Annotated in this window: 14 protein-coding genes; 10 read left to right on the forward strand and 4 right to left on the reverse strand. The window is 68.7% G+C overall.

Annotated features, from left to right (window positions below; all coding sequences use genetic code 11):
* Positions 1-92: 92 nt before the first annotated feature.
* The 4 genes from ACR9FL_RS01760 (at position 93) to ACR9FL_RS01775 (ending at position 5415) form a co-directional block, all read left to right on the forward strand.
* On the forward strand, positions 93-1958 hold the full coding sequence (locus ACR9FL_RS01760; RefSeq protein ID WP_436356863.1) for a monovalent cation:proton antiporter-2 (CPA2) family protein: 1866 nt from the start codon (positions 93-95) through the stop codon (positions 1956-1958).
* A gap of 6 nt (positions 1959-1964) precedes the next feature.
* Complete coding sequence (locus ACR9FL_RS01765) at positions 1965-3275, forward strand: nicotinate phosphoribosyltransferase (RefSeq protein WP_436356864.1); 1311 nt, start codon at positions 1965-1967, stop codon at positions 3273-3275.
* A gap of 76 nt (positions 3276-3351) precedes the next feature.
* Complete coding sequence (locus ACR9FL_RS01770) at positions 3352-3924, forward strand: NADPH-dependent FMN reductase (RefSeq protein ID WP_436356865.1); 573 nt, start codon at positions 3352-3354, stop codon at positions 3922-3924.
* Positions 3925-3969: 45 nt separating this feature from the next.
* The gene (locus tag ACR9FL_RS01775) at positions 3970-5415 is read left to right on the forward strand and encodes a cryptochrome/photolyase family protein (protein WP_436356866.1); all 1446 of its coding nucleotides are present in this window, start codon (positions 3970-3972) and stop codon (positions 5413-5415) included.
* Here ACR9FL_RS01775 and ACR9FL_RS01780 read toward each other — a convergent pair.
* Positions 5412-6068 carry a class I SAM-dependent methyltransferase gene (locus tag ACR9FL_RS01780; RefSeq protein ID WP_436356867.1) on the reverse strand — a complete coding sequence of 219 codons (657 nt, stop codon included), beginning with the start codon at positions 6066-6068 and terminating at the stop codon, positions 5412-5414. The two genes, ACR9FL_RS01775 and ACR9FL_RS01780, sit on opposite strands and share 4 nt — an antisense overlap.
* Positions 6069-6298: 230 nt before the next feature.
* On the opposite strand from ACR9FL_RS01780, the gene ACR9FL_RS01785 reads away from it, so the two are divergent.
* The 3 genes from ACR9FL_RS01785 (at position 6299) to ACR9FL_RS01795 (ending at position 8025) form a co-directional block, all read left to right on the forward strand.
* Positions 6299-6703: a hypothetical protein gene (locus tag ACR9FL_RS01785; protein ID WP_436356868.1), complete on the forward strand. Its 405-nt coding sequence runs from the start codon at positions 6299-6301 to the stop codon at positions 6701-6703.
* On the forward strand, positions 6703-6900 hold the full coding sequence (locus ACR9FL_RS01790; protein WP_184270605.1) for a helix-turn-helix transcriptional regulator: 198 nt from the start codon (positions 6703-6705) through the stop codon (positions 6898-6900). The genes ACR9FL_RS01785 and ACR9FL_RS01790 overlap by 1 nt, the downstream gene beginning before the upstream one ends.
* Positions 6901-7089: 189 nt before the next feature.
* Positions 7090-8025, forward strand: a complete 936-nt coding sequence (locus ACR9FL_RS01795; protein ID WP_436356869.1) for an alpha/beta fold hydrolase — start codon at positions 7090-7092, stop codon at positions 8023-8025.
* An 81-nt stretch (positions 8026-8106) separates the two neighbouring features.
* Here ACR9FL_RS01795 and ACR9FL_RS01800 read toward each other — a convergent pair whose 3' ends face one another.
* A complete protein-coding gene (locus ACR9FL_RS01800) occupies positions 8107-8937 on the reverse strand; it encodes a DUF3298 and DUF4163 domain-containing protein (protein ID WP_436356870.1) in 831 nt (276 codons plus the stop codon).
* A 20-nt stretch (positions 8938-8957) separates the two neighbouring features.
* Complete coding sequence (locus ACR9FL_RS01805; RefSeq protein ID WP_436356871.1) at positions 8958-9977, reverse strand: UbiA family prenyltransferase; 1020 nt, start codon at positions 9975-9977, stop codon at positions 8958-8960.
* Between the two features lie 124 nt (positions 9978-10101).
* Between ACR9FL_RS01805 and ACR9FL_RS01810 the strand changes: the two genes are divergently transcribed.
* Both ACR9FL_RS01810 and ACR9FL_RS01815 read left to right on the forward strand, forming a co-directional pair.
* Positions 10102-10317, forward strand: coding sequence for a DUF4287 domain-containing protein (locus tag ACR9FL_RS01810; protein ID WP_296177995.1), 216 nt, complete (start codon positions 10102-10104; stop codon positions 10315-10317).
* Positions 10318-10406: 89 nt separating this feature from the next.
* Positions 10407-11603 (forward strand): MFS transporter, encoded by a 1197-nt coding sequence (locus tag ACR9FL_RS01815; RefSeq protein ID WP_436356872.1) that lies wholly within the window; start codon positions 10407-10409, stop codon positions 11601-11603.
* Here ACR9FL_RS01815 and ACR9FL_RS01820 read toward each other — a convergent pair.
* Positions 11567-12421: a LytTR family DNA-binding domain-containing protein gene (locus ACR9FL_RS01820; protein ID WP_436356873.1), complete on the reverse strand. Its 855-nt coding sequence runs from the start codon at positions 12419-12421 to the stop codon at positions 11567-11569. The two genes, ACR9FL_RS01815 and ACR9FL_RS01820, sit on opposite strands and share 37 nt — an antisense overlap.
* A 104-nt stretch (positions 12422-12525) precedes the next feature.
* On the opposite strand from ACR9FL_RS01820, the gene ACR9FL_RS01825 reads away from it, so the two are divergent.
* A complete protein-coding gene (locus ACR9FL_RS01825) occupies positions 12526-13800 on the forward strand; it encodes an acyltransferase family protein (RefSeq protein WP_436356874.1) in 1275 nt (424 codons plus the stop codon).
* Positions 13801-13811 lie beyond the last annotated feature (11 nt).

Genomic DNA, 13811 nt, shown 5'->3' on the forward strand with positions numbered 1-13811 from the left:
GGCGAGGTGTGGCGCGGACGCCTCGGGCGCATGACCCCTCGCAATCGCGACGCTTCGCCCCCACAATGAAGGCTCAAACTGAAGGGTGAGCGATGGCCGAGGCTTCGACGGGACTGGATCTGGGCCATGTGGCCGCCTTGCTGGCGGCGGGGGTCGTGGCGGTGCCGATCTTCCGCAAGCTGGGGCTGGGCTCGGTGCTGGGCTATCTGGCGGCGGGCGTGGCCATCGGGCCGTTCGGCCTGGCCCTGTTCCGCGAGCCGGAGACCATCCTGCACGTCGCCGAGTTCGGCGTGGTCATCTTCCTGTTCATCATCGGTCTGGAGATGCGGCCCAAGCGGCTGTGGGGGATGAGGAACGAGATCTTCGGCCTGGGCGCGGCCCAGGTCGGGTTGGCGGGCCTGTGCCTTACCCTGGTCGCCATGGCGGCGGGGGTGTCGGCGCCGGTGGCCTTCGTGGGGGCCATGGGCTTCGTCATGTCCTCGACCGCCGTCATCGTTCAGATGCTGGAGGAGCGCGGCGACCTGCCGACGCCGGCCGGTCAGAGGGCCGTGTCCATCCTGCTGTTCGAAGACCTGGCCATCGTCCCCCTGTTGGCCATCGTCGCCCTGCTGGGCGCCTCGATGGGGCAGTCGGCCGAGAGCACGACGCCGCTGTGGCAGTCGATCGGCCTGGCGCTGGCGGCGCTGGCGGGCGTGCTGGCGGTCGGCGTCTACGCCATCAATCCGGTGTTCCGCTTCCTGGCCCGCAACGGCGGGCGCGAGGTGATGACGGCCGCCGCCCTGCTGGTGGTGGCGGGCACGGCCTGGATCATGGACGGGGTCGGCCTGTCGATGGCCATGGGCGCCTTCCTGGCCGGGGTGCTGCTGTCCGACTCGACCTTCCGGCATCAGCTGGAAGCGGACGTGGAGCCGTTCCGCGCCATTCTGCTGGGCCTGTTCTTCCTGTCGGTCGGCATGGCGCTGGACATCGGCGTGGTCATCAACGACTGGCGCATCGTCGTGGCGGGGCTGGCGGCCTTCATGGTGGTCAAGGCCCTGGTCATCTATGTCGTCGCCCGCGTGTTCAAGGCGCGCCACTATGAGGCGATCGAGCGCGCGGCGCTGTTCGCCCAGGGCGGCGAGTTCGCCTTCGTCCTCTATAGCGCGGCCGCGACGGCGGGGGTGATCGACGCCCAGGCGGGGGCGGCCCTGACGGCCATCGTCATCCTGTCCATGGCCCTGACGCCGCTGACCACCCTGGCCCTGAAGCGTTTCCTGCCCAAGGAGGCGGGCCTGTCGCCGGAAGACGCCGAGGGCGTGGACGCGGCCGAGGGCCTGCGGGGGCGGGTGCTGATCATCGGCTTCGGCCGCTTCGCCCAGGTGGTGTCGCAACCCCTGCTGGCGCGCGACGTGGACGTGTCGATCATCGAGAACGACGTGGAGATGATCCAGGCGGCCGGGAGTTTCGGCTTCAAGGTCTATTACGGCGACGGCACGCGCCTGGACACGCTCAGAGCCTCGGGCGCTGGCAAGGCCGAGGCGGTCCTGGTCTGCATCGACAAGCCGGAGGCGGCCGACAAGATCGTGCAACTGGTCAAGTCGGAGTTTCCGGGGGTCAAGCTGCTGGTCCGCGCCTTTGACCGGGGCCATTCGCTGCGTCTGATCCAGGCGGGCGTCGACTATCAGGTGCGCGAGACCTTTGAATCGGCGCTGAAGTTCGGCCAGGCCGTGCTGGAGGAACTGGGTCTGCCCGAGGACGAGGCCGCCGACGTTATCGCCGATGTGCGCCGTCGCGACGAGGCGCGTCTGGATCTGGACCTGACCGGCGGACTGAAGGCCGGTGCGGCCCTGATGCGCGGCAATATGCCGACGCCGCAGCCGACGCCCTACATCAAGCCGCATCGCGAGGGCCGTCTGGTCAACGAGGACGAGGCCCCGCCCGAAGCCGTCATCGAACCGGCGACGCAGAAGGCGGACTGACCGGGCATGGCGAGCGTTGATCTGGCCAAGCGGGCCTATGACCACGGCTGGCGGCTGGACCCCATCGTTCGCAGCCTTCTGGACACCGACTTCTACAAGCTGCTGATGCTGCAGCTGATCTGGCGCAAGCATCGGAACGTGCCAGTGACGTTCAGCGTCATCAACCGCACCACCAGCGTGCGGCTGGCCGAGGAAGTGGACGAGGCGGAACTGCGGGCGCAGCTGGATCATGCGCGGACGCTGCGCTTTTCCAACCGCGAGCTGATCTGGCTGGGCGGCAACACCTTCTATGGTGTGAAGTCGATCTTCAGCCCCGACTTCCTGGCCTGGCTGGCGGATTATCGTCTGCCCGAATACGACCTGTCGCGCGGGGCGGACGGGCAGTTCCGGCTGGAGTTCTCAGGATCGTGGGCGGACGTCACCCTGTGGGAGATCCCGGCGCTGTCGATCCTCAATGAGCTGCGCAGCCGTCGCGCCCTGCGGCGGCTGGGGCGGTTCGAGCTGGACGTCCTCTATGCGCGGGCCAAGACCAAGCTGTGGGGCAAGGTCGAGCGGCTGAGGAAGCTGGAGCCCCTGGCCATTTCCGACTTCGGCACGCGGCGGCGGCACGGCTTTCTGTGGCAGGGCTGGTGCGTCGAGGCGCTGAAGGAGGGGCTGGGGAGCGCCTTCATCGGCACGTCCAACGTCCTTCTGGCCATGAACAACGATCTGGAGGCGGTCGGCACCAATGGGCATGAACTGCCGATGGTGCTGGCGGCCCTGGCGGGGGACGACGACGCGGCCTTGCGGGCGGCGCCCTATCAGGTGCTGGAGGAATGGCGGGCGACCTATGACGGCAACCTGCTGATCGCCCTGCCGGATGCGTTCGGGACGCGGGCGTTTCTGGCCGATGCGCCGGACTGGCTGGCCGACTGGAAGGGCTTTCGGCCCGACTCCGCGCCGCCGATCGCGGGCGGGGAAGAGATCCTGGCCTGGTGGGCTGGGCAGGGCCGCGATCCGCGCGAGCGGCTGCTGGTCTTCGCCGACGGCATGGACGTGGACACGATCGAGGCGACCCACGCCCACTTCAAGGGGCGGGTGCGGACCAGTTTCGGCTGGGGCACCAACCTGACCAACGACTTCCGTGACTGCGCCCCGGCGTCCATGCCCGAGCTGACGCCCATCTCCCTGGTCTGCAAGGTGACGCGGGCGGGCGGACGCTCGGCGGTCAAGCTGTCGGACAATGTCGAAAAGGCCACCGGCGACCGGGCCGAGATCGACCGCTACATCCGCGTCTTCGGCGAGGCGGGACGAGGGCGACAGGCGGTCACGGTCTGAGGGAACCGCCAAGCTTGGTGAGGCATTTCGCCTGAGACGGCGGATGGCGTCGTCTCAACCCAGCGGGATGCGCGTCATGACCACCTACAACGTCGGCTATATCGTCGGTTCCCTGTCGAAGAATTCGATCAACCGGAAGCTGGCCAAGGCCCTGATCAAGGTCGCGCCCGAGAAGCTGAAGTTCCACGAAGTCTCCTTCGCCGACCTGCCGCTCTATTCCTATGATTACGACGCTGATTTTCCCGCCGCGGCCAACCAGTTCAAGGCGGATCTAAAACGCTCGGACGCCATCCTGATCGTGACGCCGGAATACAACCGCTCCATCCCCGGCGGGCTGAAAAACGCCATCGACTGGGCCAGCCGTCCCTATGGCACCAACAGCTTCGCGCGCAAGGCGACGGCGGTGATCGGGACCTCGCCGGGAGCCATCGGCACGGCGGTCGCTCAGCAGAGCCTGCGCAGCGTTTTGGGCTTCCTGCAGGCGCCGCAGATGAACGCGCCCGAGGCCTATATCCAGTTCAAGCCGGGCCTGATCGATGACGAGGGCAATGTCAGCGTGCCCGAGACGGAGCAGTTCCTGCGCGACTATATGGAGGAGTTCCATCAGTTCATGGCGCGTGTGCTGACCGTCTTGCCGCGCGACGCCTGATCGCGCACGGAGGGGTGGACCGTCGCCGCAACCCCAGGACGCCGCTTGCCCGCCTCACCGCCCGTCATCCTGTGGTTTCGCCGCGACCTGAGGCTGGCCGACAATCCGGCCCTGCACCACGCCCTGGCGACGGGGCGGCCGGTGCTGCCGGTCTATGTCTGGGACGAGCGGCTGGAGCGGCGGGCCATCGGCGGCGCCTCGCGCTGGTGGCTGGACAAGAGCTTGCGGGCGCTGGACGCGGACCTGAGGGCGCGCGGCGGGCGGTTGATCCTGCGACGCGGCGATGCGGAAAGTGAACTGCGTCGCCTGATCGCGGAGACGGGCGCCGAGCAGGTCTTCATGAACCGCCTGTTCGAGCCGGAGGCCTATGCTCGTGACGCCGACATCGCCCATGGGCTGAAGGCGGAGGGCGTTGAGTGTCGGGGCTTCAACGCGACCTTGATGCGCCGACCGGGCGCGGTGCTGAACGGATCGGGGCAGGCCTATAAGGTGTTCACGCCCTTTCTGAAGGCCCTGCTGGCGACGGCCGAGGCCCCGGCGGGGCTGGCGGCGCCCGAGGCCATCGCGGTCCCCGACGGCGTGGTCAGCGAGGCGGTCGAGGACTGGGGTCTGCATCCGACCCGGCCCGACTGGTCGACCGGCTTTGTCGGCACGCCGGGCGAGGCGGGGGCGAGGGCGGCGCTGGACGCCTTTGTCGCCGGAGGCCTGAAGACCTACGCCACCGACCGCGACCGCCCGGATCGGGCAGGGACCAGCGGCCTGGCGGCCCATCTGCACTGGGGCGAGATCAGCCCGTGGCGGGCCGTCCAGACGGCGCGGGCGACGGCGGCCGAGGGCCGGGTCCCGGCGGCGGAAGCCGAGAAGTTCGTCGCCGAGATCGGCTGGCGCGAGTTTTCGGCCCACCTGCTGCACCACTTCCCCTATCTGCCCGAGCGCGCCTTCCGGCCCGAGTATGACGCCATGCCGTGGCGGGGCGATCCCGAGGGCCTGGCCGCGTGGAAGGCGGGGCGGACGGGCTATCCCCTGGTGGACGCCGGGATGCGCCAGCTGTGGGCGACGGGGACCATGCACAACCGGGTGCGGATGGTGGTCGCCTCCTTCCTGGTCAAGCATCTGCTGATCGATTGGCGCGAGGGCGAGGCCTGGTTCTGGGACTGCCTGACCGACGCCGACCTGGCCAGCAATGTGCAGAACTGGCAGTGGGTGGCCGGGTCAGGGGCGGACGCCGCGCCCTATTTCCGCATCTTCAACCCGACAGCTCAGGGCGAGAAGTTTGATCCGCAGGGGCGCTATGTGCGGCGCTGGGTTCCCGAGGTGGCGGGCCTGCCGGATCGCTGGCTGCACGAGCCCTGGACGGCGCCGGCCATGGTTCTGGCCGAGGCGGGGGTGAGGCTGGGCGCGACCTATCCCCGGCCCATCGTGGATCACAATGATGGCCGCGAGCGGGCGCTGGCGGCGCTGAAGGCGGTCAGCGCCAGTCGGGGCGACTAGTCCAGCGACCAGACGCGCGAACGTTTGACCTCCTGATCCTCCAGCTCGCGGGTGGTGGGGACGGTGTATTCGGCCAGCAGGGTCAGGCCGGACTTGGGGAAGTAGGTGCGGCCCGGATCGCCGACGATGACGCGGGTGCCGTTGGCCTGAGCCTGTTTCAGCCAGATCATGACCGCCTCGGCCATGGGCTTTTCATAGAAGACGTCGCCGGCGCAGATCAGGTCGGCGGGCGGCGGCGGGGCGTCCAGCAGGTTGGCGTCGGTGAAGGCGATCTCGACGCCGTTGGAGGCCGCGTTGGCGGCCACGGCGGCGGCGCAGAAGGGGTCAATGTCGGCGGCCAGAACGGAGGCGGCGCCCGCCTTCATCGCGGCGACGGCGACCAGGCCAGAGCCGGTGGCCAGATCGATGACGCGCTTGCCCGCGACCTGATCCGGGTGGTCTAGCAGCCAGCGCGCCAGGGCCTGCCCGCCCGCCCAGGCGAAGGCCCAGAAGGGCGGGGGCAGGCCCATGGCGCCCAGCTCTTCCTCGGTCAGTCGCCACAGGGGCGTGATCTCGTCCGCCAGCCACAGCGAGATTTCCGGCGCGTGTGGCACGGCCTGCAGACGAGTGTTGGCCGCGATGAAGTCGGGGGCATTGGCGGGGGTCAGGCGCATGGGCGGTGTCTAGGGCGCGGGCAATTGTTTGTCATCCCGGAAGCCTGGAGGGCGGTCTGCGACCGCAGCACAGGCAAGCGGCGGCGTTTGGGGCGATCCCGGCTCTTCGCCTCGCAGTGAGAGCCTGGGCCGGGATGACAGTGGGGTCAGGCGCGCCTGACGAAAAGTCAGGTTGACGTGACATGAAAGTGATGTAAGGTAGTCCTTACATTCAGTCAGGAGCGCCTTCCATGTTGACGCTGTCCAAACAGACCGCCCCCGCCGGTCGCCGCTATGTGATCCGCACCATGGCCTTCATGGGCGGCTATGTCGCCGTCATGCTGGCGACCATCGGCGGGGCCTTCGACGCCATCCAGAACACGCCCGCCGCCTGGGCTTTGGCCCTGACGGTCGCGGCCCCCATCGCCGGTCAGATCTGGGCCACCCTCAGCTTCATGCGCGACAGCGACGAGTTTGTCCGCGCCGTCACGGCCAAGCAGTTCATCGTCGCCGCGGGCGTGGCCATGGCCGCCTTCAGCGCCTGGGGCTTCGGCGAGAGCTTTGCCGGAGCGCCGCACGCGGAGGGCTGGATGATCTATCCGCTGTTCTGGGCGGTGTTTGGCTGCGTCTCGCCCTTCATCCGGTCGTCGAACTGATGAAGAACAAACTGAAACTGCTGCGCGTCGAGCGCAACTGGACCCAGGAGCAGCTGGGTCAGGCGCTGGGGGTCTCGCGTCAGGCCGTCAACGCCCTGGAGACCGAGAAGCACGACCCCTCGCTGGACCTCGCCTACCGCATCGCCGCCCTGTTCGCGCGGCCGGTGGAAGAGGTGTTCGAGAACCCCCACGCCTGACGCTTTTGTCAGCTTAACCTGACTTTTTCGCCTCGCTTTTCCGCCGTCATCCTCGGGCTTGACCCGAGGATCGAGCCTGGCTGCGCGCTCTGTACTGATGGGGTCGCGTGGACCGACAACCCGATCCTCGGGTCAAGCCCGAGGATGACGGCGGGGAAGGGGCTTTTCTCAAAACCGAAAGGAAACGCCATGAGCAAGATCACCGCCCCCGCCAGGACCCTGCGCGCCTTCATGCTGGCCGCCGCCGTCGGTTGGGCTGTCGGCGCCATCTGCTCGCCGACCCAGGCCGCACCGGTGGAGGCCGCCGCGACGCAGGCCGCGTCCGCCTTCGCTTCGGACCGCCTGTCGATCGAGGTGATGGGCCAGGGTCCAGATGTCATCCTGATCCCCGGTTTCGCCTCGTCGCGGGACGTGTGGCGTCCGCAGGCCCAGCGACTGTCGGCCACCCACCGGGTGCATCTGGTGCAACTTTCGGGCTTCGCCGGGGAGGCCTGGAGCCACGGCGACGGCGCCTTCGTTCAGCCGGCGGTCGATGAGGTGGCGCGCTATGCCAGGACGCTGAACAGGCCCGCGATCATCGGCCATTCCATGGGGGCGCTGGTCGGGCTTCTGGCGGTGCAGCAGCACCCCGAGGTCGTCGGCAAGCTTATGAGCGTCGACAGTCTGCCCTTCTTCAGCGCCCTCTATGGCCCGACCGCGACGGCCGAGAGCGCCAAGCCCTTCGCCGAACAGGCGGCGGCGGGCATCCTGAACGCCGACGCGGCCGGTTACCGCGCTCAGCAACAAGCCACCGCCGCGGGGATGATGCGCAGCGAGGCCGGGCGGGCCGCCATGGTCGAGTGGTCGATGGCGTCCGACCGTCACGCCATGGCCTCGGCCATACGCGACGTCATGACCACCGACGCTCGTCCGGGCCTGGCCGCCATGACCACCCCGGTCTGGGCCGTCTATGCCGCCGATGCGAATGGCGGCGTCCCGAGCGCCATGGCCGACGCCATGTGGAGCCGCGAATACGCCGCCCTGCCGAGCGCCAAGCTGGTGCGGGTGGACGACAGCCGCCACTTCATCATGAGCGACCAGCCCGAGCGGCTGAACACCCTGGTGGATCAGTTTCTGGCGGATTGACCATACCCGCTCATCCCCGCCTCCGCGGGGATGAGCGGATGAGAGGGGCGCGCCCGATGGGATCGGGCGCGCCCTGAACCCTTACTTCGGGCGCAGGTCGTTGGTGACGTCGCCGGTCTTCAGCGGCTGTCCGCCGAACTCGGCGGCGTAGGCCGGGGCCAGCAGGCTCTGGAAGGTCGAGGCGGGCAGGGTGATGTAGTAGGCGCCCTCGACGTAGGGGCCGACCGCATAGGCGTCGAGCAGGAAGGTCAGGCCGCCGGCCTTGCCCGCCGTCGCGCCTGGGGCCAGGACCACGGCCAGGTCTTTCAGTTTGGGGCAGGACCAGGTGTCGCCGCCGACCTTGACCGGGGTCGCGCCGGGGCGGGCCTTCTTGGCGGTGTTGACGGCGTCGCACAGGGCGCGTTCCAGCGACGACAGGTCGGCGCCCTTGGCGAACAGATCAGCCGGGCTGATGCGGCGCTTCTCGGTCTTGTCCCACAGCAGGGCGGTGGCCACCGTGTTCGGGTGGGCGCCGCCCGAGTAGTCGAAGTCGGTGCGCATGGCGCTGAACAGGCGGCCGGTCTGGACCGGATCGCCATAGACGATGGTCTTTTCATAGGGGCCCATGGCGCTGTCGCCGCCGGCCTCGGTGCGGTCGGCCTGGGCGCCTTCGGCGTATTTGGCCAGGTCAGCGACCTCCTGACGATAGAGGGCGGTATAGAGCTCGGGCTGGGTCTTGATGGCCTCTGGCAGGGTCAGGCTGGTCTTGGCGTAGGGCGTGGCGCTTTCGTACTTGAGCGGGCCGTCGGCGGCGACGGCGGTCGCGGCCTTCGACGCCTCGGGCGCCTTCTGCTCGTTGCGCTGGCAGGCGGCGAGAGAGGCCGCGACGGCGACGGTGACGAGAAGAATGCGAGCGGTACGCGAGGGGATCATGCCGGACTCCTAAGGCGAGATCAGAAAGCTAGGCCGTTGAACGCAATCGCGGCCAGAAGGATCAATCCAGCCTCACGATTTGATTTGAACAGGCGCAGGGCCAGGGCGCCGTCCTCGGGTTTCAGGCGTTTGACCTGCCAGGCCAGATGCAGGGCATAGGCGGCCAGACCGACGTAGAAGATCGGGCCGAGACCGGCGGCGAAACCGGCGGCGCCCGCCAGCAGGACGGCCAGGGCGTAGAAGACGGCCACGCCGGGTTTGACCTGCGCGCCGAGCCGGCGGGCCGAGGACTTGATCCCGGCCATGGCGTCGTCCTCGATGTCCTGGAGCGCGTAGATGGTGTCGTAGCCGAGGGTCCAGAACAGGCCGCCGGCGTAGAGCAGCCCCGCCGAAAGGGCGAGGTGGCCCATCTGGTTCAGGCCCTCGGCCATCCAGTAGGCGTCGCCGCTGGCGCGCACTTCCAGCACATAGAGCCAGCCGAGCGAGAACAGGCCGCCGGTCGCCGCCGCGAAGCCGAGCAGGGCGCCCCAGTTGAAGGTCAGGCCCAGCCAGGCCTGGGGCCACCAGGTGATGCGCTTCATGAACGGATAGGCCGCGACCAGACCCAACGACAGGGCGCCGAGCAGGACGGCTGTCGCATTCATGGTCAGCAGGATGCACAGGCTGACCAGGCTGAGACCGGCGACGAAGGCCCAGGCCTGTTTGACGCTGATCTGACCCGCCGGAATGGGGCGCTGGGCGGTGCGGGCGACCTGGGCGTCGAAGTCGCGGTCGACGATGTCGTTCACGGCGCAGCCGGCGCCGCGCATCAGGCAGGCCCCGATGGCGAAGCCGAGGATCAGCCACAGCTCATAGGCGCCGAAGGGGCGGTCATATTGGTTCAGGGCCAGCATGATGCCCTGCCAGCCGGGCAGCAGCAGCAGCCAGGTGCCGATGGGGCGGTCGAAGCGGCCCAGCTTCAACCACGGCTTCAGCCCCTCGGGGGCGTAGCGGTCCACCCAGTTCTGGCGGGCGGCGTCGGGAAGCGGGGCTGTGCTCATGCAGGGGTCTTAGACCCTGAGGCGGGCGCGGGTGAAGGCCTTGCATCCGATCGTCGTGATGCGAGGCCATTGCGCGAGACGGTCAGGCTGCGCTTAGTGTCGCTTCAACTGGAGGGAAGCGCCGATGACTGACGAGCCGATCAAGGGCCCCGCGTCCTATTTTCCCTCCATCGAGAAGAAGTACGGACGACCCATCGCCGAGTGGAAGGCCGAGGTCCGCGCCCGCTATCCCGCCAAGCACATGGAACTGGTGACCATGCTCAAGGACGACCACGACATGGGCCACGGCCACGCCAACGCCATCGTCGCGCATACCCTGGCGGAAGACGGGCTGAGGTAGGCCGCGCGCTCGGTCGCGACATCGCGGCCGAGCATGAAGTTTCAGCGACGGGCTGGACACAGGGGCGCCCGTCCGCCACCTGGTTGCGAATGTCTCGCAATTCGATTCCGCGCAGCGTCTGGGTTTTGGGCGTGGTCAGCCTGCTGATGGATGTCTCGTCGGAGATGATCCAGACGCTTCTGCCCATCTATCTGGTGGTCGGTCTGGGCGCGTCGGCGGTGATGATCGGCCTGGTCGAGGGTTTTTCCGTCGTTGTGGCGACGGCGGTGAAGTTTCTGGCGGGTTTCTGGTCCGACCGCATCGCGCGGCCCAAGTGGCTGGCGGTCGCGGGCTATGGGCTGGCGGCCCTGTCCAAACCGATCTTTCCCCTGGCGGCCTCGGTCGAAGGGGTGCTGCTGGCCAAGGGCGTGGACCGGATCGGCAAGGGCATCCGCACCGCCCCGCGCGACGCCCTGGTCGCGGCGGTGACGCCGCCGGACATTCGCGGGCGCGCCTTTGGTCTGAGAAAGTCGCTGGATACGGTGGGCGGCTTCGTCGGCCCCCTGCTGGCCATCGGGCTGATGGTGCTGCTGGCGAACGACATCAAGGCGGTGTTCTGGCTGGCCTCCATCCCCGCCTTCCTGGCCGTGGCCCTGCTGGTCGGCGGGGTGTCCGATCCGCCCCGGCCCGACGGGGCCGCCAAGACGCCGCCCAGCCTGAAGGGGGCGCTGCGGCTGGACGCAGCCACCTGGACCATGATCGCCCTGACGGCGGTGATCGGTTTGGCGCGGTTCAGCGAGTCCTTCCTGCTGATGAAGGGGCTGGACGTGGGGGTGCCGGCCGCCTTTGCGCCCGCGGCCATCGTCCTGCTGCATCTGGTGTTCGGCCTGGCCGCCTTTCCGGTGGGGGCGCTGTCGGACCGTATCGGGCGCACCTCGCTGCTGTTGCTCAGCCTGGTCTTCCTGGCCGGCGCCGACATCGCGCTGGCCCTGGCTGGAAACCAGGTTGTCTATTACCTGGGCGTGGCCTTGTGGGGGCTGCACATGGGCTTTTCGCAGGGCCTGCTGATGACCCTGATCGCCGATGCGGCGCCCGCGCATCTGCGCGGCTCGGCCTTTGGTCTGTTCGCCCTGATCTCAGGCCTGATCGCCTTGCTGGGCAATGTGGCGGCGGGGGTGTTGTGGGACGGGTTCGGGCCGCAGGCGACCTTTGCGGTCGGGGCGGGGGTGAGCCTTGTCTGCGCGCTGGGCGTCGCGGCGTGGATGCGGCGTCAGGCCGCGCGCAGCCGCTCCAGCGCCTCGGCGTAGCGGCGTGAAAGGGGCGCCTCAAGCGCCCCCAGTTCGACGGTCCAGTCGCCAGAGCCTTCGGGACGCAGACCGGTCATCCGCGCGGCGTTGACCAGCCAGGAGCGGTGGGTGCGCACGAAGCCGCAGCGTTCCAGCTCGACCTCGACGGCGGCCAGGGTGGCGCGCATCAACGGGCGGCGGCCGTCGGCCAGGATGAACTCGACGTAGTTGCCGGCCGAGGCGACGGCGAGAATGTCGTCCAGCGGCGCGCGGATCAGGCGGGCGCCGTCGCGGATGTCGAAGCTGACGGGGCGGACGGGGCTCTCGCGCGCCTCACGCAGGCTGCGCACGGACCAGAAGACCCCGACGAACAGGCCGTAACTGAGCAGGTCCTTGCGGAACTCATAGATGAAGCGCTCGACCGGATGGCCGTAGTCATAGGTTTCGCCGAGCGCCGCATAGACGCCGTGGCGCATAGCCACCATCAGGCCGACATGCAGCAGACTGTAGAGAAAGGCTGCGCCCAGGTGCAGGGCGAGGAAACGGCCCCGCGCGCGCCAGCCGTCGTTCAGCAGGCCAGTCGGCGCGAAGACCCCGGCCAGCCAGGGCAGCCAGATCAGCAGGGCGAGGGAGAGCGCGCTGGTCCCCTCCCATACCCAGGGCGCCCAGAAGCGCAGGGAGGGGGAATCGGTCAGGACGGTCAGGGAATTGACCACCATGAAGGCGGCGGTGATGCCCAGGATGATGGTCCAGCCGAGGATCAGGTCGCGCCGGTCCGCCTCGGCCAGACGTAGGCGCCAGCCGCTCGTCCCCGAGGCCGCGCCTTTCGTCCCAGACATCGGCGGATTGGCCCCTGGACGCCGCCGCACGGCCCGCGCCGGTTGCGGCGCCGCGAGGGGCGGTGAGACCTGAGGGTCTGTATTGTCACTCATCAAGGCCGCCCATGTCCGCCCCACCTATCGCCGCCGCGACCCGCCGCCATGACCTCGACTGGATCCGTGTCGGGGCCTTTCTGCTGCTGATTCTTTATCACGTCGGCATGTTCTACGTGCCGTGGGACTGGCATGTGAACAGCCCGCGTCCGGTCGAGGCGCTGGAGCCGGTGATGCAGTTGACCAACCCCTGGCGGCTGACCCTGCTGTTCCTGGTGTCCGGGGCGGCGACGCGGTTCCTGTTCGAGCGGTTCGAGGCCGAGGGGAAGGGCGGGGCGCGTCGCTTCGCCGGGTCGCGGACGCTGCGTCTGTTGCCGCCGCTGCTGTTCGCCATGTTCGTGATCGTGCCGCCGCAGAGCTATTACGAGGTGGTCGAGGCGGCGCGGGGGCTGGGCGTGGTCGATCCGGCGCATTCGCCGTGGCTGGCCGACTTCTGGATGAAGTATGCGACGGGGACTGGCGGCTGGTGCGACGCCGATGGTTGCCTGACGACGCCGACCTGGAACCATATGTGGTTCGTGGTCTATCTACTGGTCTACAGCCTGTTGCTGGCCATCCTGCTGCCGGTGCTGCGGCGCTTTCTGCCCGTCGTGCAGGTCGGGTTGGAGCGTGGGCTGGCGGGATGGGGCCTGGTGGTTTGGCCGGTGGTCTGGCTGCTGCTGATCCGCTGGACGCTGGCGCCGGTCTTTCCCATCACCCACGACCTGACCGGGGACTGGTATAACCACGCTCTGTCGTTCAGCGCCTTTCTGTTCGGCTTCGTCAGCGTGCGTTCGGAGGTTCTGAAGGCGGGCTATGAACGTCTGCGCCGTCCGGCCCTGTGGCTGGCCCTACTGGCCTGGGCGGGATGGGCGACCTACGCCTGGAGCTATCGCGCCAGCGACGTCGCGCCGCCCGAGGCGTTGAGGGCGGGGATGCGGCTGGTCTATGCCATTGACCAGTGGGCCTTCATCGTCGCCATCCTGGGCTACGGCGCGCGCTATCTGAACCGAGGCGGGCCGCTGCTGCGCTATCTGACGCTTGGGGTCTTTCCCTTCTACATCGTGCATCAGACGGTCATCGTGGTCGTGGCCCACCATCTGGCGGCTCTGAGCCTGCCGCAGCCGGTCGAGGCGGGGCTGGTGATCGCAGCGACCTTCGCGGGCTGTCTGGCGGCCTATGAAGTGGCGCGGCGTCTGGGCTGGCTGGGTCTGTTGCTGGGCGTGCGGCCTGTGTCGCGACGGCGAGCCGGGCAGCGTCGCCTTGAAGAAGAACCTCGCCAGGCTCTAGGCTGCGCCGAACCCTGACGGCAGGAGCC

The sequence above is a fragment of the Brevundimonas sp. CEF1 genome, assembly GCF_051353055.1.
Lineage (GTDB): Bacteria > Pseudomonadota > Alphaproteobacteria > Caulobacterales > Caulobacteraceae > Brevundimonas.